10 protein-coding genes are annotated in these 21,831 nt (G+C 40.4%); 9 read left to right on the top strand and 1 reads right to left on the bottom strand.

The window, feature by feature from the left end:
• Positions 1-172 precede the first annotated feature (172 nt).
• Entirely contained in the window at positions 173-2,344 is a 2,172-nt protein-coding gene (locus tag BUA96_RS09275; protein WP_072982481.1) for a glycoside hydrolase family 43 protein, read from the top strand.
• Positions 2,345-2,413: 69 nt separating this feature from the next.
• Here the strand turns inward: BUA96_RS09275 and BUA96_RS09270 are convergent, their stop codons facing one another.
• Positions 2,414-6,466 carry a hybrid sensor histidine kinase/response regulator transcription factor gene (locus BUA96_RS09270; RefSeq protein ID WP_072982480.1) on the bottom strand — a complete coding sequence of 1,351 codons (4,053 nt, stop codon included), beginning with the start codon at positions 6,464-6,466 and terminating at the stop codon, positions 2,414-2,416.
• A 309-nt stretch (positions 6,467-6,775) separates the two neighbouring features.
• Between BUA96_RS09270 and BUA96_RS09265 the strand changes: the two genes are divergently transcribed.
• Genes BUA96_RS09265 through BUA96_RS09230 form a run of 8 tightly spaced genes read left to right on the top strand, consistent with a single transcriptional unit; the run spans position 6,776 to position 21,805 of the window.
• Entirely contained in the window at positions 6,776-8,116 is a 1,341-nt protein-coding gene (locus BUA96_RS09265) for a BNR repeat-containing protein (RefSeq protein WP_072982478.1), read from the top strand.
• 17 nt (positions 8,117-8,133) lie between these two features.
• Entirely contained in the window at positions 8,134-11,247 is a 3,114-nt protein-coding gene (locus tag BUA96_RS09260) for a beta-galactosidase, LacZ type (protein ID WP_072982476.1), read from the top strand.
• A gap of 4 nt (positions 11,248-11,251) precedes the next feature.
• Complete coding sequence (locus BUA96_RS09255) at positions 11,252-13,210, top strand: glycoside hydrolase family 97 protein (protein ID WP_072982474.1); 1,959 nt, start codon at positions 11,252-11,254, stop codon at positions 13,208-13,210.
• A gap of 1 nt (position 13,211) precedes the next feature.
• Positions 13,212-14,117, top strand: coding sequence for a glycoside hydrolase family 16 protein (locus tag BUA96_RS09250; protein ID WP_072982472.1), 906 nt, complete (start codon positions 13,212-13,214; stop codon positions 14,115-14,117).
• A 12-nt stretch (positions 14,118-14,129) separates the two neighbouring features.
• On the top strand, positions 14,130-15,344 hold the full coding sequence (locus BUA96_RS09245) for a DUF2264 domain-containing protein (protein WP_072982470.1): 1,215 nt from the start codon (positions 14,130-14,132) through the stop codon (positions 15,342-15,344).
• 33 nt (positions 15,345-15,377) lie between these two features.
• Complete coding sequence (locus BUA96_RS09240) at positions 15,378-16,565, top strand: glycoside hydrolase family 88/105 protein (RefSeq protein ID WP_072982469.1); 1,188 nt, start codon at positions 15,378-15,380, stop codon at positions 16,563-16,565.
• Between the two features lie 9 nt (positions 16,566-16,574).
• On the top strand, positions 16,575-18,620 hold the full coding sequence (locus tag BUA96_RS09235) for a DUF2264 domain-containing protein (RefSeq protein ID WP_072982467.1): 2,046 nt from the start codon (positions 16,575-16,577) through the stop codon (positions 18,618-18,620).
• Between the two features lie 59 nt (positions 18,621-18,679).
• Entirely contained in the window at positions 18,680-21,805 is a 3,126-nt protein-coding gene (locus tag BUA96_RS09230) for a beta-galactosidase, LacZ type (RefSeq protein WP_072982466.1), read from the top strand.
• Positions 21,806-21,831 lie beyond the last annotated feature (26 nt).

Here is a 21,831-nt window from a genome sequence, read left to right as displayed (position 1 = left end):
GTCGTTTTGATGAGGAATAAAAAACCGCAAATTTAAATTTTCGCATTATAAATGTATAAAACACATTTATTTTTGTTTTATTTGTAAAGCCGATTTTAGAATTTTTGAAAATCGGTTTGAATTTGGTTTCAGAACTTTCTGAGAATTATACAAACACTCTAAATTTTATAACATGTTTAAATTTCGATTGGTCTTTATTCTCGCGCTGCTCGTTTCATCTCAAGTCTTTTATTCTTGCGATACTACAAAGACTGCCGACGATTACACCGCGTATCTTTTTGTTTACTTCACTGGTAATAGGGCTGGGGAAGAAGCCGTGCATTATGCTTTAAGTAGAAATGGCTTTGATTATTACGCTTTAAATGATGACAAACCTATTGTGAGTACAGACAGTATAAGTACTACCGGTGGTGTTCGCGATCCGCATATTTTAAGAGGAGAGGATGGAAATTTCTATATGGTTTTAACCGATTTAAAAACCGATAACGGCTGGAGCAATACCGAAATTATTTTGGCAAAGTCTAAAGATCTATTAGACTGGGAAACGTCGCAAATCAATCTTGCTGAAGAATTTTCTGAGTTTAGTGATATTAGCAGAGCTTGGGCTCCGCAGACCATTTACGATGCAGAAGCAGGTAAGTATATGGTGTATTTCTCTATGTTACAACCGGGCGGGTATGATATCATTTATTACGCGTACGCTAATGAAGATTTTACAGCGTTAGAGAGCACTCCCAAACAACTTTTTTACAGTCCGGATGAGAAATCCTGTATCGATGCAGACATCATCAAAAAGGATGATAAATACTATATGTTCTATAAAACAGAAGGAACCGCGACCAAAGGAATTCGTGTGGCTGTTTCAGACAGTTTAACATCTGGTTATGTGCCTGAAGAGGGCTATAAAGATCAAACTGATCGCGCAGTAGAAGGTTCTTCAGTATTTAAAATGATTGATAGTGATAAGTATATTTTGATGTATGACATGTATGTTGATGGAAAATATCAATTTGCTGAGTCAACCGATTTATTAAACTTTAAAGCTTTGGGCGCAGATAAGGTTTCTATGAATTTTCATCCGCGTCACGGGACGATCATTCCGGTGACAGAAGCCGAAGCAACGCAGTTACTAAAAGCTTTTCCATCAGAAAATTTACCGCTGGTAGTGGGCTCAAAGTCGGGTGCTGTACGCACTCAGAATATGGTAACCAACGCAGAGAATGCTTCGGTATATTTACCGGTTTATACAGATAGCAGCGTAGCAGCTCTTGATCCGCAATTGATCACTTTTCCGGGAGTTAAATTGATAGATTCAGGAGCTAAAGATTTCTCAAGTGCGGCACAGTCGTATACGCTTGAATTACCTGACGGAACTCAAAAAACCTACTCGGTAGAAGCAGCAGTAGCGAATAATCCGGTTCTTGATGGGTATTATGCTGATCCCGAAATCATTTATTCATCTAAAGATCAAAAGTTTTATTTATATCCTACCAGCGACGGTTTTGACGGTTGGAGCGGAACTTATTTTAAGACCTTTTCTTCAAAAGATCTGGTACATTGGGAAGATGAAGGTGTCATTGTAGATTTACTTGAGGATGTTTCCTGGGCTAACCGTAACGCTTGGGCGCCTTGCATTGCTGAAAAAGAGATTGATGGGGAGTTGAAATACTTCTACTATTTTTCTGCTGCACAGAACATAGGTCTTGCTACAGCAGATGACCCGGCCGGCCCATTTACTGATTCTGGAAAAGCTTTTGTAGGGGAGAAGCCCGAGGCGATAAAACGCGGTGGCGGTCAAATAATTGATCCTGATGTTTTTGTAGATCCAAACGATGGGAAAGCTTATTTTTATTGGGGTAACGGCTATATGGCTGGTGCAGAACTCAATGACGATATGATGTCTTACAAAGAAGAAACACTAAAAGAAATGACTCCTGACGGCACTTTTAGAGAGGGGACCGAAGTGTTTTTTAGAAAAGGTAAATACTACTTCCTGTGGTCTGAAGACGATACCCGAAGCCCCAATTATCGTGTGCGTTATGCGACGGGAGATACTCCGTTAGGACCTCTAAATATTCCGGAGGAGAATTTAGTGATCAAAAAAGATGAGGAAAATGAAATTTATGGAACCGGTCATAATTCGGTGATCAATGTACCGGGTACAGATGATTGGTATATTGTGTACCATCGCTTTACACGTCCACGTGGAATCACAATGGGTGGTCCGGCTGGCTTTCACAGAGAAGTTTGTATAGATAAGCTGACTTTTGCTGAAGATGGTTCGATTCTCGAAGTAACGCCTACCGTTGAAGGAATTAATCCCGTGACGATCCCTGCACAGTAAAAACTTTGATAATTTAAAATGTAAAAGCGCTCTGTATTGAACAGAGCGCTTTTTTTATAATGTTATGTTTTAGTTTGGTTTAAAGGCAGAGGGAGTCTTCCCAAATCGTTCCTTAAAGATTTTTCTAAAATACTTGGCATCACCAAAACCTACTTCGTACGCTGCCTGTGAAATTGTAAACTGTTCTTTTTCGATGAGTTGCGCAGCTTTGTCCAGTTTGATATTCCGTATATATTCGTTGATGTTTTTGCCGGTGATCGCTTTGATTTTTCGGTATAGAGAGGAGCGGCTCATACCTATTTCTTGCGCTACAACTTCAACGGTTTTAATACCTTGTTGCATTTGCTCCTCAACTATCTGATGGAATTCTACTAAAAATTTCTTCTCAACATCAAGCAGTCGTTTTTGATCATCATCTATGGTTTCTAGCGTATTTTCATTTTCAGAATATGCTTTTAAAAGCCGCTTGCGCGAATCTATTAGATTCTCTATCCTGGCTTTCAATAGCTGTAAGTTAAAAGGTTTTAAAATATAATCGTCAGCACCTTCAGTATATCCTGTTGCGATCATCTCAGTATTGCTTTTAGCCGAAAGTAAAATGATAGGAATATGCGAAGTTTCTTTTCTGTTCTTAATATAATTACACAGATCTATTCCATTTTTTATGGGCATCATAACGTCGCTAATAATTAAATCAGGAACGTGTTTGCAAGCTTGCGCAATACCTTCTTCACCATTTTCAGCTTGAATCAGATCATAATCCTGAGAAAGCGAAGTGTCAAGAAAGTCTAATATATCCGGATTGTCATCAATCACTAAAATGAGTGCGCGCTGACTTTCTGGTTTAATGCGCATAGCTTGTGTGGTCTGCGTTTCAATACCATTCTCGGTGGCACTTTGAATAGATGCTTCAATGAACTTTTTGTTTTCAGTAGCGTGTTTATCTCCTTCGAGATAGGCGTCTACTAAACTATCATCTTTAGGTAGTTTGAGGGTAAATGTACTTCCTGCGCCTAATTTACTTTCTACGGCTAAGGTGCCGTTATGCAGTAAAGCAAACCTTCGGCTGAGGGCCAGCCCAATTCCGCTTCCGTCTTTTTTTAAAGTGGTATTGGCTTGATAGTACCATTCAAAGATGTGCTCGAGATCTTGCCTATTAATACCGCTTCCGTGATCAATAACTTTTAAAAACACCGCTTCTTCATCTTGAGAAAGTTCAATATTGATCGTGCTGTTTTCGGGACTATAATTGATAGCATTACTGATCAGATTGTTCACAATCACCTGAATTTTCTCCAGATCACAGTAGATATAAATAGGTGTTTGTGACATTTGAATCACCAGGTCTAAATTTTTCTTTTTTAGCAGCGGTTCATAGACCCCAAGCCAATTAGACAAATTTTTAGTTAGGTTATAATTGTTTAAGGTCAATTGACTGAGTCCTTCTTCACTTTTTCTGAATTCTAGAAGTTTGTTGATAAACTGATGTAGATTATGCGCATTACGCTTAATCAGTTTGAGACTTTTACGATGTTGTTTGTGAACAATTTCATCCAGTAGATTTTCTAAGGGCGCGAGAATAAGGGTCAGGGGAGTTTTTAATTCGTGACTGAAACCCGTGTAAAACCGTACCCGCTCTTCATTCAATTCGTGTTCTAATCTGCGTTGCTTCTGCTCAAAGTGCAACGAGTTTTTGAGGTAAACGCGTTCTGAATAGTATCTTAATCCGCTGTAAATTAAAATGATTAACGTGACGATATAGAAGAGATAAGCAGGCCAGGTTTGCCAAAACGGAGGTAAAATGGTTAAAGCTAATTCTTTATACAAAGGAGTTGATGCGAGTGTTTCGGCTTTAACTTTTAGCGTATAATAACCCGGAGAGATATTGCTGAAGTTGATGCGGTTGCTGTTTTTGAGATCGATCCAGTGGTCGTTGTAACCCTCTAAAATATATGAGTATTGGGTATTGTTAGCGATCGGAAAATCTAAACTTGTGAAATCTATAGAGAAGACGGTATTTTCTGCGTTTAATTGTATCGATTCTTGAAAAGGCATTGCCTGATTGAGTATGGCCTTTTTATTCGTGGGTTCTATTGCAACCGATTCATTAAAAACGAGTAAGTCTTTAATAACTAAGGCTTCAGAAGTGGTGTAGTTTTTTAAATTTTCAGGGCGAAATTGATTCAGACCTTTATTACTCCCAAAATAAAGCGCTCCGTTTATAGCCTTGAGCGCAGCACCGGGATTATACTCACTTTTATGAATATTATTAAAACGGGTTAGATTTTCTATTTTATGACTAATGGGATCGTATTTACTAATTCCCTTAAAGGTTCCCAGCCAAATAGAGTTGCTATCGTGCGCAATGATGCTGTTGATGGTATTATTGCTCAATCCGTCATCTTCTCTAAGATTGAGCGCTTTTTTCGATTCTGGATTAAAATGAACAAGACCGCCGTGCTTAGTACCGGCAATGATCGCATCATCTTCTGTGACCACAATACTAAATACCACATTGGTCGTTAACCCCTCAAGATTTTCTGAATTATAATGTGTGCTACGTTCACTTTCTAAATTATAATGAATGATCCCATTGCCATAGGTTGCCAACCACAGATTGCCTCGACTATCTTCAGCGATATCGCGTACATCAACCTTTCCCAGTTCAGCAATGTATTTGAAGGCGTCCCGCGCGTTGTCATATACAAATAGGCCACCTCTGTTTGTGCCTACCCAAATAAGTTCATTTTTAGCCTGGTATAACACGCGAACATCATTCCCATCTTTTTGTTCTCCTTGTAGATAATGCTGCCATAGTTTAGTGGTCTTATTATACCTGCTTAAACCACCCAGGTAGGTGCCAATCCATAATTGATTGTCAGTGTCCTGAAGTAAACTTAAAACGTGGTTACTTTTTAGGGCGTTAGCTTCGTTAAAAACAGCATACGCATAAGTATTGGTTTTAGGATCGTATTGATCCACACCGCCGCCGTCTGTACCTATGAACAATTTTCCGGAAGCATCTTCTGCAATGGCATTAATGCGGTTGTGCGTTATGCGTTCGGTTCCATTTAAACTGTTTGTGATCAATTTCACCGGCTCGCCCCGGGGATTCACATAGTTTATACCGGCATACGTGCCCAGCCACATATTTCCACTTCGGTCTTTTTTAATCGAAAAAACGGTTGCGTTAAACACACTGGTACCATCATCTTTCGGTAAATAATTGGTTATACTAAGATCATTGAATCCTCTTAGTGGTTTAGATTTACTTATGATCTTAAGTCCTTCGTCATAAGTACCTACCCAGATTCTTCCATAGGCATCCTCCTCAAAACTTGTAATGTCGCTTCCTACTAAACCTTCTACAACTGTTGGGTTAAGAGCAGTGGTTTGGGTTAGTATTTTGATTCCTTCATTCGTGCCTAACCACAAGTGATCATCGCGATCTATAAAAAGTGCATTTACCCTAAAGTTTGTGCGGCCTTGTATTGGTATTCGAGAAACCTCTTGAGTTTTTAGGTTTATTTTGTTCAAGCCGTCGTGACGCGTACCTACCCAAAGGATCGAATCATTTTGCACGTGAAGTGAAATGATTTCATTTGAGGACAAGGAGCGAAAATTTTGAGCTTCGTGTTTAAATACTTTTTGTTGACTTTGATCTTTAAAAACACGGATGCCAATTCCAAAATCTCCGGCGTAAATCGTTCCCGATTTTGTGAAGGCGAATGAATTCACACTGTTAGAAAGAATGGTGTTTGCCGCATTATAATGCTCAAATGAATTGGTTTTTAAGTTAAAAAGGTCAAAACCACCATCACTACCTATAAGAAGATTTCCTGTATTGGTGTGATGTACAATATTCTGAAGATAATTGTTTGCAAGCGCCGAATTTTCTTTTCTAAAAACCGTAAAATCATTACCGTCATATCTGTTGATACCATCGGCGGTGCCAATCCAAATAAAGCCAAGCGTATCTTGTTCTATTACACGCACGAGGTTGTTAGAAAGCCCATCTTCGGTATCGAGCTTATAAAAGGTAAGTTGTCTGTCGTGATTATCATATTGGCCAATGCATACCTGTGTAAAGAGTAGTATAAAGAGGCTTATTTTCTTAAACATAAAACTTGAGATTACGTTATACTTGAGATCAGCCACCGGCTAGTCTTGCTTTGTGTTCCAGTGTTTATAGCGGTTTGAACAGTTAACCCCCTATAAAAAATCATTTCCTACCCTTTAATAGCCAAAAGGTTTTAAGAAAATTGTACAATGACTTTAAAACTATTTCGATTTCGTAAAAAATAGTTTTGAGTAATCAAAATCAGTATTTAGATAATATACTATAATTCACGTTTTCTTAAAGAAACTATCTTGGGAAAACAAGTATAGTCAAAATTTATAAATGTTTTCGATACATTTATAAGCCAATATATGAAAAAACAAAGATTTTTAATTGTTCTAGTTTTAGCAAGTGCGCTTGCCCTCAACGGCTGTAACGCTATAAAACCTAGTACAACTTTACAAGAAAAGGAAATTGGTCTTGGCTGGTCTGCAAATTCTGTAAACACGGTAATTTTTAGACAGAACGCGGTTACCACATTTAATACCACTCAGTTTACCGCTTATTACGATCAGGATGCGCATGTAGTTCTGGCCAAGCGTAGCTTACCTGATGGGGATTGGGAACTCAATAAAACCGAATATACCGGTAAAACTACAGATGCGCACAATGCGATAAGCCTGGCGGTAGATGGTGAAGGCTATCTGCACGTAAGCTGGGATCATCACGACAACTCGTTGCGGTATGCAAAAAGTGTAGCTCCACTGAGTCTTGAGTTAGGCGAAAAGCATGAAATGACAGGTATTGAAGAAGAAAAAGTTTCTTACCCGCAATTTTATAATCTTCCTGATGGGGATGTACTGTTTATGTATCGGTCTGGGCAGTCAGGTAGAGGCACTTTGATTTTAAACAGATATGACACAGCGCATAAAACGTGGCGACAGTTGCACAAGAATTTAATCGATGGGGAAGAGCTGCGTAATGCCTATTGGCAAGCCTATGTAGATGTTCAAGGTGCGGTGCATCTTTCTTGGGTCTGGCGCGAGACTTGGGACGTAAGCACCAATCACGACATCGCTTATGCGCGATCTCTTGACGGAGGCGAAACCTGGGAGCGCACTACAGGGCAAGTCTATGATGGCCCCATAACTGAAAGCACTGCTGAATATGCCTATAGGATTCCGCAAAACAGCAGTTTGATCAATCAAACCTCGATGACTACTGATAAAACGGGAAATCCATTTATTGCCAATTACTGGAATGAAGAAGGAAAAACGCAATACCAAATCGTTTATCTAGAAGATGGAATCTGGAAAAAGGAGAATACGGCATTCCGTAACTCTGGTTTCGAGCTTGGTGGTGGCGGTACTAAGAAAATACCGATCTCTCGCCCCGAACTTTTTATCTATGAGAATCAAGGGAAGAAGATTTTGGGGTTAATTTTTAGAGATGATCTTCGAGGAAGCAAAATTTCTCTGGCCTACAAGGATCTCAAAACCGATACTCAATGGCAGGTAAAAGACCTTTCTGATGAAAACATTGGGGATTGGGAACCCAATTTTGACAAAGAATTATACAAGCACACCAAAGCGCTTCACCTCTTTAAACAAAAAGTTACTCAGATAGATGGAGAAGGCCTCTCTAAAGCGCCTGCAACTCCCGTTTCCATATTAGAAATTAATTTACAAAATATACTCACTAACCCTAAATAAGCCCAATACGCGTTTCAATGAAAAAAACAGTTTTAAGTTTACTAAGCATACTATGTTTGTGGGGAGCTACCGCCCAGCAAGCACAAAATGAATGGGAGAATCCCGAGATTATAGACCGCAATAAAGAAGAAGGCCGAAGCGCTTTTGTGCTTTATGAGTCTACGCAAAAAGCAAAAACACGCGAAGCCACAGCATCGCAACTTTACAAAAGTCTCAACGGTACGTGGAAGTTTGATATTGTAAAAACTCCGGCTGAGCGTCCTACAGATTTCTATGAGGTAGATCTTGATGATAGTGCGTGGAGCAACATTCAAGTACCGTCAAACTGGGAGACCGAAGGTTTTGACATTCCTATTTACACCAATGTAAGCTATCCGTTTCCTAAGAATCCGCCATTTATTGACGATGCTTACAATCCTGTCGGCAGTTATCGTACTACATTCAGAGTTCCTGAAAACTGGGAGGATAAAGAAGTTTTATTGAGTTTCGGATCTATTTCGGGATATGCCCGCATTTTTGTGAATGGCGAAGAAGTGGGGATGACCAAAGCTTCTAAAACTCCTGCAGAATTCAATATCACCGAATTTTTAGAGGAGGGTAAAAACCTTCTTGCGGTGCAGGTGTTTCGCTGGCATGATGGTAGTTACCTTGAAGATCAGGATTTCTGGCGTTTAAGCGGAATTGAGCGCGATGTATTCCTTCAAGCGATGCCAAAAACGACGATTTGGGATTATAAGGTCGTTAGTGATTTGACTTCAGATTATAAATCAGGCAAATTTTCAGCGGAAGTTGATCTGCGCACTTTTGAAAAAAGTAAGATCAAAAAAGCACGCGTAGAAGTAGCGCTTTTTGATGCGGAAGACAATTTGGTTTTTGCCGAGAAAAAAGAAGTTCCTAAAGATAGAGGTACACTTTCTTTTGAAAAATCATTGCCAAATATTCAATTATGGAGCGGAGAAACTCCAACTCTGTATACCTATACACTTGCAATAGAAGATAAAAAGGGTAATCCGCTTGCGGCTACTTCAGGCCGCACCGGCTTTAGAAAAGTCGAACTCAAAAACGCGCAACTTCTCGTAAACGGAAAAGCGGTAACGGTACACGGAGTAAACCTTCACGAGCATCACCCTGATAAAGGCCACGTTCCAGATCTCGAAATCACGCGCAAAGATTTTGAGTTGATGGCACGCAATAATATCAATGCGGTGCGTATGAGTCATTATCCTCACGGCCAACAGGTTTATGATCTGGCTGATGAGTTTGGTTTTTACATCGTGGATGAAGCGAATATTGAAACGCACGCAATGGGTGCTGAGTGGCAAGGAAATTTTGATAAATCAAAACATCCGGCGTATTCAGAAGAATGGGCTGCGGCGCATCTAGACCGCATAAAAAGAATGTATGAGATGGATAAAAACCATATTTCGATCATTTTATGGTCTATGGGTAATGAGTGTGGTAATGGTCCTGTTTTTTATGACGCGTACGATTGGTTGAAGGAAACTGACCCAACCCGTTTGGTAACTTTTGAACAAGCAGGTCAAAACCGAAATACAGACGTGGTTGCACCTATGTATCCGGGAATAAAACATATGAAAGAATATGCGGCACGTACCGATGTGACTCGCCCTTTCATCATGTGCGAGTATTCTCACGCAATGGGAAACAGTAGCGGAAACTTTAGAGAATATTGGGACATTATTGATAGCAGTCCGCATATGCAAGGTGGATTTATCTGGGATTGGGTAGATCAAGGACTACGTGCAGAGACTGAGGATGGTCGCGAGTTTTGGGCCTATGGTGGAGATCTTGGCGGTGAAGATCTGCAGAATGATGAGAACTTCAATGCAAACGGACTCATTACAGCAGATCGTGAAGCGCATCCTTCTTTAGCCGAAGTAAAAAAGGTATATCAAAACATTGATTTTACTTTAGCCGGATCAAATTTAAGAGTGGAAAATAAATACAACTATACCAATCTGGAGGCATTCGATTTTAAATGGGAGCTTCTAGAAAATGGCAATGTGGTTAAAACAGGAACTTTTGATGCCGCTGTTGCGCCCAATTCGTATAAGTTGATCAATTTAAACCTTCCGCAAACTGCTGATGCTGAATATCTCTTGAATGTTTATGCAACTACAAAAGCTGCTACAGCTTTAGTTCCGGCCGGTTTTGAGTTGGCTAAAGAACAATTCAAACTAGGAGAAACCGATTATTTTGCTGAAGAAACAATTTCATCAACCGAGACTCCACTTAGTTTTAAGAAAGATGGAGACCAACTCCGTTTTACTGCTTCTGAGGTTTCGGGTGTATTTGATCTGAAAAAAGGAAAATTAAGCAAATACCAGTTGGCAGACGGTTCTGCGGTGATCGCTCAATTTCCGCAGCCGTATTTCTGGCGTGCGCCAACGGATAACGATTTTGGGAACGGAATGCCAGGTCGTTTAAAAGCTTGGAAAGACGCCACCGCAAATGCTGTGGTGACCAAAAGCCAAGTAGGCGTGCAGACTAAAGAAGGACTACCTGTTTTAGTAACTTATCAACTTCCGGAAATTGATGCAGTCTATACCGTCGAATATTTCATCGAAAATTCGGGTGACATAAAAGTTACCGCTTCGATCAAAATTAATGATGAAAAAACTCCTGAAATTCCACGTTTTGGAATGCGTATGGTTTTAAACGAAGACTACGATCAATTGCAATATTACGGTCGCGGACCTTGGGAAAATTATTCAGATCGAAAAGAGTCTGCCTTCTTGGGAGTGTATCAAGACGATGTGAAAAATCAATTTACGTGGACGTACATTCGTCCGCAAGAATCAGGTTACCATACAGATACGCGTTGGTTAAGCCTTTCTGACGGAAACGGCAACGGTTTAAAAGTTACCGGAGCACAACCTTTAGGGTTTAGCGCGTTGCATATTTCAACCGAAGATCTTGATCCCGGAGCGACCAAAGATCAGAAGCACCCTACAGATTTAACCGTTGAAGATGAGGTTTATCTGCATATTGATTTAAAACAACGCGGCTTAGGAGGTCTCAACAGTTGGGGACAATACCCTTTTGAACAGTATCGCCTGGAAGATCAAGAATATACGTATAGCTACACTTTATCTCTTTTAAACAACTAAAAGCATGCAGAAATTTAGAATAGCAAGTTTAGTAAGTCTTTTTTTTATACTCACTGGTCAAACTGCGTGGTGCCAGCTTCCGGTAAAAGTTAGTAGCCCTGACAAACATATTGGCGTTGAAGTAGGGCTACAAGATGAAAAGCCTGTATATTCCATTCATGTAGATGATGTGCTCTTTATGGAAGATTCCCCTTTAGGGTTAAAAACTTCGATAGGTGATTTTTCTGAAGGCTTGTCGTATGCGGCACAGGGTTCTTCAGCAATAAAGGAAGCGTACGATCTTAAAAAGGCTAAAGTAAGTCACGTAGAATATCATGCGAATGAGCTGATTGTAAAGTTCGTAAATGCAAACGAAGATACTTTGGCGGTTCAATTTAGAGTGAGCAATAGTGATGTGGCTTTTGCTTACAAACTCACCGCAAAGGAGCGCAATACTAAAGTCAAAATCTTAGAAGAAGCAACTGGTTTCAATTTACCTGATGATGCTACTTCTTTTATCACTCCTCAAGCTTTACCTATGACAGGCTGGGAGCAAACCAAACCTTCGTATGAGGAAGAATATACCTTTGATGAAGCTTTGGGAACTCAATCTCAGTATGGTGTGGGCTATACTTTTCCGGCTTTATTTAAAAATGCTGAAAAGGGATGGATTCTCATTTCAGAAACCAATGTAGATGGAAGCTATCCCGGGGCACGCTTAGGAGAATCAGATAAAAACGGATTGTTTCCGATAGCGTTTCCTCAAGAAGGAGAAAATAATGGTTTAGGAGATGCTTTTGCCGCTATGGCGATGCCGGCACAAACGCCTTGGCGAACGATTACTCTGGGAAAAACTTTAAAACCTATTGTAGAAACAACTGCTTCGTTTGATCTGGTAGAACAACGCTATGAGGCTTCGCAAGATTATACAATGGGAAGAGCGACGTGGAGTTGGATTGTATGGCAAGATAACAGCATCAATTATGAAGATCAGGTAAAATTCATTGATCTGGCTGAAGCTTTAAATTTTGAATATGTGCTTATTGACAATTGGTGGGATGCTAATATTGGCCGCGAGAAGATGGAAGAATTAGTGGCTTATGCCAATTCAAAAAATGTGGATGTGGTGCTTTGGTACAACTCCAATGGATTTTGGAACAATGCTCCACAAACGCCGCAAGACTTTATGAACACCGCCTACAAGCGCCAGCAAGAGATGGCGTGGTTACAAGAAATAGGCGTAAAAGGTCTGAAGATCGATTTTTTTGGCGGAGACAAACAGATGACAATGCAGCTGTATGAAGATATTTTAAATGATGGTAACGATTATGGTTTAGCAATTACTTTTCACGGCTGTACGCTTCCCCGAGGCTGGGAAAAAATGTATCCCAACTATGTCACTTCAGAAGCGGTTAGAGCTTCAGAAAATTTGATTTTTACGCAGTATGCGCTAGACAAACACGCGTATTACAGCACGATTTTACCCTTTACACGTAACCCTGTGGGAGCGATGGACTTTGCACCGGTGTTTTTAAATAAGCGCTTAAGCAAAGATCAAAAAGGAGGAACTGTGCGTAAAACTACGGATGCTTTTGAACTGGCTACAGCCGTACTTTATTTTTCACCTATTCAGCATTTTGGCTTAACGCCAAACAACCTTGACGAGCAGCCAGAATTTGTTTTAGACTTTTTAAGAGCGGTCCCCACCGTATGGGACGAGACGGTTTATGTTGGCGGCGAACCCGGTGATTATGTTGCAATTGCCCGAAGAAAAGGAGATACATGGTATCTGGCAGTCACTAATGGTGAGCAAGAAAAGAAGACACTTGAACTAGACTTACCGATGTTTAAAAATGCTGAAGCAACGTTTATCTATGATGCAAAAGATAAAACCGCAGCTCAAAAAACAGTGAAGGTCAAATCAAGCGGAAAATTGAAAATTGATGTCCTTGGTGAAGGCGGCGCATTATTGATCTCAAAATAAAATGAAGCTATCCATCCTACATACCGCTAGATTAACAAGAGTACTGTTTACGTTAGTGTCAATTGTTTTAGTCAGCAGCTGTAAATCTTCGTCAGAAAAGTCAACCGAAGATTCTATTCAGGCTCCCAGGGGTTATGAGTTGATCTGGCACGATGAATTCGATTCTGGTGATAAGCCAAATGCGGCTTCTTGGAGTTATGAAGAAGGATTTGTCCGCAATGAAGAATTACAATGGTATCAGAAGGATAATGCTTCGGTAGCGCAGGGTAATTTAGTCATTACTGGAAGAAAGGAAAAAATCCCTAATCCAAATTTTAAGGCAGATGCTACGAACTGGAAACAGAACCGCCAGCAGGCCGAATATACTTCGTCAAGTATCAATACTCGAGGAAAATTTCAGTTTAAATATGGAATTCTAGAAGTGCGTGCAAAAATTGATACGGCAAGCGGAATGTGGCCGGCGATCTGGACTTTGGGTGTCGAAAAAGGTTGGCCTTCTAATGGAGAGATCGATGTGATGGAATTCTATCAAATAGGCGGTAAGCCTCATATTTTAGCAAATGCCGCGTGGGGGCCTGATTGGAGAAATGTATCGTGGGATAGTGCTAAAATTCCCTTTTCTGAATTTATAGCGAAAGACCCGCAATGGGCTGAAAAATTCCATATCTGGAAAATGGATTGGACATCTGAGTTTATCAAACTCTATCTCGATGATGAATTACTAAACGAAATTGATTTAGCAGATGCTATTAATCCTGATGGATCTAACGGTTTTCAGCAGCCTCATTATATTTTGCTCAATCTCGCGATTGGTTCTAACGGCGGAGATCCTTCAAAAACCGAATTCCCAAAAGAATACCTGGTAGATTATGTTAGGGTTTATCAGAAAACAGATCAAAACCAATAATCAACATCTAAAATGGTAAAATTTAAAGGCTTATTTATCTTTAGTTTTATAGCAGTTAATCTATTCAGCTTTAAAATTCTTGCTCAAAAGGAGGAAAGAGAGTATATGGTTGAGACGCTGCTTAAAATAGCCGACCCTGTTTTAACTAATCTTGCTGAAGAAAAGCTAAAAAAGAATATGCCGGTAGAGCGTTCTCCTGGTGCTTGGGATGATCGTACTCACGTGACGTATTTGGAGGCTTTTGGCAGATTGTACTCAGGGATGGCTCCTTGGTTAGAATTAGGCCCAGATGATACTTCGGAGGGAAAATTGCGTAAAAAATATATCGATTTAGTAATTCGCTGTTTAGATAATGCAACCAACCCGGAATCAGATGATTTCATGAACTTTAATAAAGATGCTCAACCACTTGTTGATGCCGCATTTTTAGCACAAGGACTATTACGATCTCCTACCCAGATTTGGGAAAAATTAGATAAAGAGGTTCAGGAGCGTATAATTGAAGCTTTAAAGTCTACCCGGGTAATAAAGCCATATTACAGCAATTGGCTTTTATTTTCGGGAATGGTTGAAGCTGCACTAGAGAAATTTGATAATAGCGGAGATCTACTACGAATAGAGTATGGTTTAAATAAACATAGAGAATGGTATCTAGGTGATGGTATGTATGGCGATGGACCAGAGTTTCACTGGGATTATTATAACAGTTTTGTAATTCAGCCTTTTTTACTTGATATCTATCAAACTCTTCAAGAAACAGATAATGGTCGTAAGAAGGATTTTGACAACGTAAAATATAGAGCGCAACGTTATGCTTCAATACAAGAACGTCTCATAGGTCCGGAAGGTACTTATCCTCCTATTGGCCGGTCTTTGGCATATCGTTTTGGTGCTTTTCAGTTATTGTCTCATATCGCGCTTAGGCAAGAATTACCAGAAGAAGTAGAGCCTGCTCAAGTGCGCGAAGCTTTATACGTGATGATAAAAAGACAAATTGAGGCACCTGGAACTTTCGATGACAACGGATGGCTTAAAGTAGGTTTATTTGGAGCTCAAAATAATATAGGAGAAGGTTATATCTCCACCGGAAGTCTTTACCTATGCTCTGAAGCTTTCTTAATATTAGGGTTACCTGAAACAGCACCTTTATGGTCTGATCCCTATGCCTCCTGGACACAAAAAAAGATCTGGAGTGGTGAAAATATATCAATTGACCACGCACATTAAAGATTAAATAAAACACTAATTAATAGATTAACAATGAATAACCACTTTAAAACACTTCTTTTTTCGGCAGTATTAGGCGTTGTGCTCAGTAGTTGTAAAAGCAATGGAGATAGTACCTCTAATACTCAAGATGCTGAGGTTGAGGTTACCGGCATACCACAAGAGAAGGATTCGGTTTTAGCCATAATTGAAAAAGTAAATAAACACTGGCAGGAAACCCATCCAAAACCCGGTTTTGCGTTTTGGCATCCGGCAGCCTATCATACAGGAAATATAGAAGCCTATAAAGTGACCGGGAATAAAGACTTTTTGGACTATTCTAAAGCCTGGGCTGAATATAACCAGTGGATGGGAGCCAAGTCACAGGATAAATCCAAATGGAAATACAACTACGGAGAAACCGACGAGCACGTACTGTTTGGAGATTGGCAAATTGCATTTCAAACCTATATTGACCTCTACACGCTTGAAGGTTCAAAAGATCCTACAAAGATTGCCAGAGCAAAGGAGGTGATGGAGTATGAAATGAGCACTCCTAATAATGATTATTGGTGGTGGGCAGATGGTTTATATATGGTGATGCCGGTGATGACCAAATTGTATAAAGTGACTGGAAACGAACAGTATCTAGAAAAACTCAACGAATACTTAGCGTATGCAGACAGCATAATGCTTGATGAGGAAACCGGATTATACTTTCGCGATGCGAAATATGTTTACCCTAAGCATAAAAGCCTCAACGGAAAAAAAGATTTCTGGGCACGTGGAGACGGTTGGGTGTTTGCCGGTTTAGCTAAAGTGCTTCAGGATTTGCCGCAAGATGCTCAATATCGACAAGCTTATATTGATCGCTTCAAAAAAATGGCAAAAACACTCAAGGAAGCGCAGCAGCCCGAAGGCTACTGGACGCGCAGTATACTAGATTCTGAGCATGCTCCGGGACCAGAAACCAGCGGCACAGCATTCTTTACCTATGGATATTTATGGGGAATAAATAATGATATCCTAGAGGAAGAAACCTATTTGCCTGTAGTAGAAAAAAGCTGGGAATATCTCACGGAAGTTGCTTTGCAAGATGATGGTAGCGTAGGCTATGTGCAACCCATTGGTGAAAAAGCCATTCCCGGACAAGTGGTAGATGTCAATTCTACTGCAGATTTTGGAGTAGGAGCGTATTTGCTTGCTGCTTCAGAAATGGCACGCTTTGTCGATTCAGAATAAATAACAATTATGATTTTAGTAAAACAAATAAGATACATCACAGGTTTTTGCGTGGTGCTATTCACTATGGCTTCTATGGAAGCTCAAGAAATAAAACCGGCTAAGCAGGTTGATGGTGAAATGCCGCTTTTTGAGGTAGAAGCTCCGGATTATAAGTTAAGTCCAATGACGGGAATGACACGTAAACATTGGGAAGATGCAGCGCGCTATTTGCTAGAAGGAGCCTTTAGTTATATTGATGATCTAGATGACCCGATGAAGTTTCCTAAACTTCCCGGAAAGAGTTATCCGCACGATATAAGCAGGGTTCCTACGGAGAAATTAGAAGGTCTCGTACGTACGTTATTTGTCGCTGCACCCTTACTTAAAAAGGAACCGGGCCTTACCTTAAACGGAATCAAAGTAGCCGAATATTACCAGCATCAAATTCCGAAGTTGGCAAATCCCGAAAGTGAGGCGTTTATCAAACCTCGTGGTAACGGTGGCCCCAGCCAGAATCTCGTTGAATACGGCGCGCTAGCAATTTCCTTATTTATTTCTCCGGAAACCCTTTGGGAACCTTTAAGTCAGGAAGATAAAGATGCGCTGGCAGCTTCTATGCTTAGTTATGGTGATGGACCAACGGTAGATTCTAACTGGAAATTCTTCAACATTTTTGTGTTAAGCTTTTTTGATGCGCAAGGATATGAGGTAAACAAACCTTTACTTGAAGAATATCTGAACAAATCACTAGCAGATTATCGCGGCCAAGGCTGGTATAACGATCATCCTGCGTACGATTATTACAGTATGTGGGCATTTCAGGTATATGGACCTATGTGGGCATCGGTTTATGGAAACACGCATTACCCGGAGATCGCTAAGGCTTTTAAGACCAACTTTCAAGATTTGGTGTATCACTATCCATATATGTTTTCTGAAGATGGAAAAATGATCATGTTCGGGCGAAGTATTAGTTATCGCATCGCGTCTATGAGTCCGTTTCCTTTTGCAGGAACGCTTGATGACGACACGATTAATTTGGGTTGGTTGCGTCGGATTTCTTCGGGGGTGTTGCTTCAATTTTTAAAGAATCCTGAGTTTTTAAAAGATCGAATTCCAACACTTGGTTTTTACGATCATTTTGAACCCGCAGTACAAAATTATAGCACGCGAGGTAGCGTATTCTGGATGGGTAAAGCCTTTTTAGGATTATTACTTCCGGAAGATAATGCGTTCTGGACCGCAACCGAAAATGAAGGACCCTGGGCATCACGCTTTGAAGATGATGCGGTGTATAATAAATTTCAAGCAGCTTCAAACGTTTTGCTAACCGATTATCCCGGGATTGGAGCTTCGGAGATCAGAGCCTGGTGTCACGAGCGAAAAGCAGACGATTGGCAAGGCTTCCGCAGTAGTGAGAACTATAACAAGTTGTCGTATAATTCGGAATTTCCTTGGCAAGCCGACGATCCGGACGGTACCATCTCTATGAATTACGTTTTTAAAAATGCAAAGGAAGAATGGGAGCCGTGGCGTCTATATACTTTCAAAAAATATGAAGACGGAAAATACTATCGTGATGCAGTTTTGGAAACCAATGATCAAGTGCATATGCAGTTGGTTGACATTCCCTTAGCTAACGGTATTTTGCGTGTAGATAAGCAGACCAGTGAGGTTCCTGTAGCGATGCGCCTTGGGCATTATTCACTTCCTGAGATAGATGGAAAAACAATTGAGCAAAGCACTCAAAAAGTTGGAGATTATACTGCGACCATCATTGATAATGGGCAATATCAACTTGCTATGGTGCCGCTTTCTGGGTGGGAAGATGTTGATGTTATAGAGAAAACCGACTTGCATCCGGTGGCAGATGACAGTGCGGTGATCAATGTGTCTGCAGAATTTTCGCCGGAGGATAAAAACAAAATCTATGCAACGCTTATGCTTTGGAAAAATTCAGGTGAAGCTTGGAGCGCAGAGGATCTACTTCCCGTGAAAGATTTAAAGACCGAAGAAAATGAGGTTGAGGTAGAAATGATATCGGGTGAATTACATAGTATCAATTTTGATTAATTCTTACGAAGTCAAGCCCTTGCGCAAGTCTTATATTTCAAATTCTTAAAAAATATGATATGCGTATTCTTTCTTTGAGTTTTCTATTAGGCTTGGTTTTTTTGTGCTCGCCAATTTTAAATGCACAGGAATTGCCCGAATGGCAAAATTTGAGTGTGGTTACGCAAAACACCGAAGCACCGGGATCTACGTTCTACGTGTATGATTCTGAGGAAGAAGCTGTTGAAAATGCATATTACAATTCAAAAAATCTGTTGCTCCTAAACGGAACTTGGAAGTTTAATCTTGCAGATACTCCAGAGCAGCGTCCAAAGGATTTTTATCTACCAGAATTCAAAACTAACGATTGGGATGATATCAACGTTCCGGGAGATTGGCAGATGCAGGGTTACGATTTTCCGTTGTATGTGAGTGCCGGTTATACACACGCGATCAATCCACCTTTTGTAGATACAATTTATAATCCTGTTGGTTCGTATAAGCGAGAATTTATCATTCCGAAGGATTGGAAGAATAAGCAGATCAAACTCTATTTTGGCGGTGTTACCAGTGCATTTTATGTTTGGATCAACGGGCAAAAAGTGGGTTATGACGAAGACGCAAAAACACCTTCAGAGTTTGATATCACGTCTTTTATAAAACCGGGAAACAATGAGATCGCTGTGGAAGTTTACCGCTGGAGCGACGGCACCTATCTTGAAGATCAGGATTTCTGGCGCCTGAGCGGAATAGAACGTGATGTGTATGCTTATGCGCAGCCTAAAGTACATATTCAGGATTTCTTTTTCAAAACCGGACTGGATTCCAAATATATTGATGGCATTTTCGATGGAAAAATTGCTATAAAAAATGACGGTGCCACTACTGAAAGTCTTCAGCTTGATTTAAAGATCAGCGATGCTAATGAAGAACTGTATAGCGCAACACAAAGCCTAAGACTGGCTTCAGCAAAATCCGATACACTTCAGTTTCAAGAAACTTTTGAAACTATAGAGCCTTGGAGTGCAGAACATTCTAAGTTGTATCAAGTAGTGCTTTCCCTGCGAAAAGGAGACGAACTTTTGATGAGTACTTCGGCTAAAATAGGCTTTAGAACCAGCGAGATCAAAAACGGAAATTTACTGGTTAACGGGAAACCTATTTTGCTGAAGGGGGTAAATCGCCACGAACATGACCAGCGCACAGGGCACGTGATTTCAAAAGAATCGATGCTGGAGGATATTAGGCTTTTTAAAGAAAATAACATCAATGCGGTGCGCAATTCGCATTATCCTAACGATCCGCTATGGTACAGCCTCTGTGACGAATATGGGATTTATATGGTGGATGAAGCCAATATAGAAACGCATGGTTTTGGTTATGATGAAGATAAAACGCCCGCAAACAAACCGGAGTTTGCCTTGATGCATCAAGACCGACTTGAAGCAATGGTGGAGACCAACAAAAATCACCCGTCGATCATTATATGGTCTATGGGGAATGAAGCCGGCGATGGCCCAGCTTTTATTGATGGCTATCACTGGATCAAAAACCGCGATAACACACGACCTGTGCAATACGAGCGTGCCGAGCGCGGTAAGAGTTTTCAAGAACCGCACACCGATGTCATCCCGTGGATGTACGCGCGTATGAATTATATCGAAGAACATTACTTGGGCAAGTATCCCGATCGCCCGTTTATCTGGTGTGAATATGCCCACAGTATGGGGAACAGCACGGGAAATCTGAGCGATTTGTGGGATTTTGTATATAAACATGACCAATTGCAAGGTGGCTTTATTTGGGATTGGGTAGATCAGGGTTTTGTGAAAAAGGACAGCACAGGAACTGAATATTGGACGTATGGCGGCGATTATGGTCCCGACCGGTATCGCAACGATGGAAATTTTGTATTGAATGGTTTGGTCAATCCTGATCGCAGTCCGCATCCGGCTTTAGCAGAAGTAAAGCATGTATATCAAAATGTGAAAATTAGTCTAGTCGATACGCTAAAGCGGAAGTTTAAACTGGAAAACCGATTCTTCTTTACCAATTTAAATAACTATACGATCAGTTATGAAGTGTTGAAGGATGGAAAAATTATCGCTGAAGATAACCTTCCTGCTTTTGATGTAGCACCACAGCAGTCGGTAGATTTTTCAATAAAAACACTTGAACTTCCTGAAGATGGAAGCGAGTATTTTATCAATTTCAGTATAAAAACCAAAGACGCATCTGCAATGCTTCCCGCTGGTTTTGTTATTGCACAAGATCAGATTTTACTTCAAAAGGCAGCACCGCTGGTATTTACACCGGATTTAGAAAAGAGAAAGCTTAAAACAATAGATACACGAAATGCGCTTGAAGTTTCTGGTGAAGACTTCAGTTTATATTTTGATAAAACAACCGGAAGCTTAGCCAAATGGACGTATAAGGATCAGGATTATCTATTGGAAGCGCCGAGAGCGAACTTTTGGCGGGCACCTACAGACAATGATTTTGGTAATAATTATCAAAAGCGAGGAAAACTTTGGAAAGACGCTTCAAAAAATCAGAAGTTGATCAGTTTTGAAACCTTGGCAAAAACTAAAGATTCTGTGATTTTAGAATCGACACTTGCATTAGACACACTTCAGGCCAAAACAAAAATACGCTACACGCTTTATAAAGACGGAAGCTTAAAAATCAATGAGAAACTAGAATATTCCGGCGCTGAAGATATTGCTGAGCTTCCACGGTTTGGAATGAATTTGATACTTCCGAAGGAATTTGATCAGGTAAAATGGTACGGCCGTGGACCCTTTGAGAACTATCAAGATCGTAAAGAAGCGGCTTTTGTGGGTATTTATGAAGCTTCAGTAGCAGATTTATATTACCCTTACATTCGGCCACAAGAAAATGGTTATCGCACCGAAAACCGTTGGCTGCAACTTACAGACGATCAAGGAAGCGGTTTTAAAATACTGGGATTACCGGAATTTTCATTCAGCGCACATCACAATTATACTGCTGATTTTGACCCGGGAACTCGTAAAGCGCAGCGTCATACCACAGATATAAAACCTCGGGATTTGATCAGTCTTCATATTGATTATAAGCAAACCGGAGTAGGAGGCGATAACAGCTGGGGTGCAAAACCACTAGAAAAATACCAATTGAAGCCTCAGGATTATGAATTTAGTTTTATCATCAAACCATTGGAATAATAAAAGCCTGATTCGGTATGGATCAG

This window comes from Leeuwenhoekiella palythoae (assembly GCF_900130045.1).
GTDB classification, from domain to species: domain Bacteria; phylum Bacteroidota; class Bacteroidia; order Flavobacteriales; family Flavobacteriaceae; genus Leeuwenhoekiella; species Leeuwenhoekiella palythoae.
Note: the sequence above shows the minus strand (reverse complement) of the source record. Positions and strands in the feature narration are given on the sequence as shown.

Coding starts and splice junctions, on each gene's coding strand:
- BUA96_RS09275 (WP_072982481.1), top strand. CDS start 173: ATGTTTAAATTTCGATTGGTCTTTATTCTCGCGCTGCTCGTTTCATCT.
- BUA96_RS09270 (WP_072982480.1), bottom strand. CDS start 6,466: ATGTTTAAGAAAATAAGCCTCTTTATACTACTCTTTACACAGGTATGC.
- BUA96_RS09265 (WP_072982478.1), top strand. CDS start 6,776: ATGAAAAAACAAAGATTTTTAATTGTTCTAGTTTTAGCAAGTGCGCTT.
- BUA96_RS09260 (WP_072982476.1), top strand. CDS start 8,134: ATGAAAAAAACAGTTTTAAGTTTACTAAGCATACTATGTTTGTGGGGA.
- BUA96_RS09255 (WP_072982474.1), top strand. CDS start 11,252: ATGCAGAAATTTAGAATAGCAAGTTTAGTAAGTCTTTTTTTTATACTC.
- BUA96_RS09250 (WP_072982472.1), top strand. CDS start 13,212: ATGAAGCTATCCATCCTACATACCGCTAGATTAACAAGAGTACTGTTT.
- BUA96_RS09245 (WP_072982470.1), top strand. CDS start 14,130: ATGGTAAAATTTAAAGGCTTATTTATCTTTAGTTTTATAGCAGTTAAT.
- BUA96_RS09240 (WP_072982469.1), top strand. CDS start 15,378: ATGAATAACCACTTTAAAACACTTCTTTTTTCGGCAGTATTAGGCGTT.
- BUA96_RS09235 (WP_072982467.1), top strand. CDS start 16,575: ATGATTTTAGTAAAACAAATAAGATACATCACAGGTTTTTGCGTGGTG.
- BUA96_RS09230 (WP_072982466.1), top strand. CDS start 18,680: ATGCGTATTCTTTCTTTGAGTTTTCTATTAGGCTTGGTTTTTTTGTGC.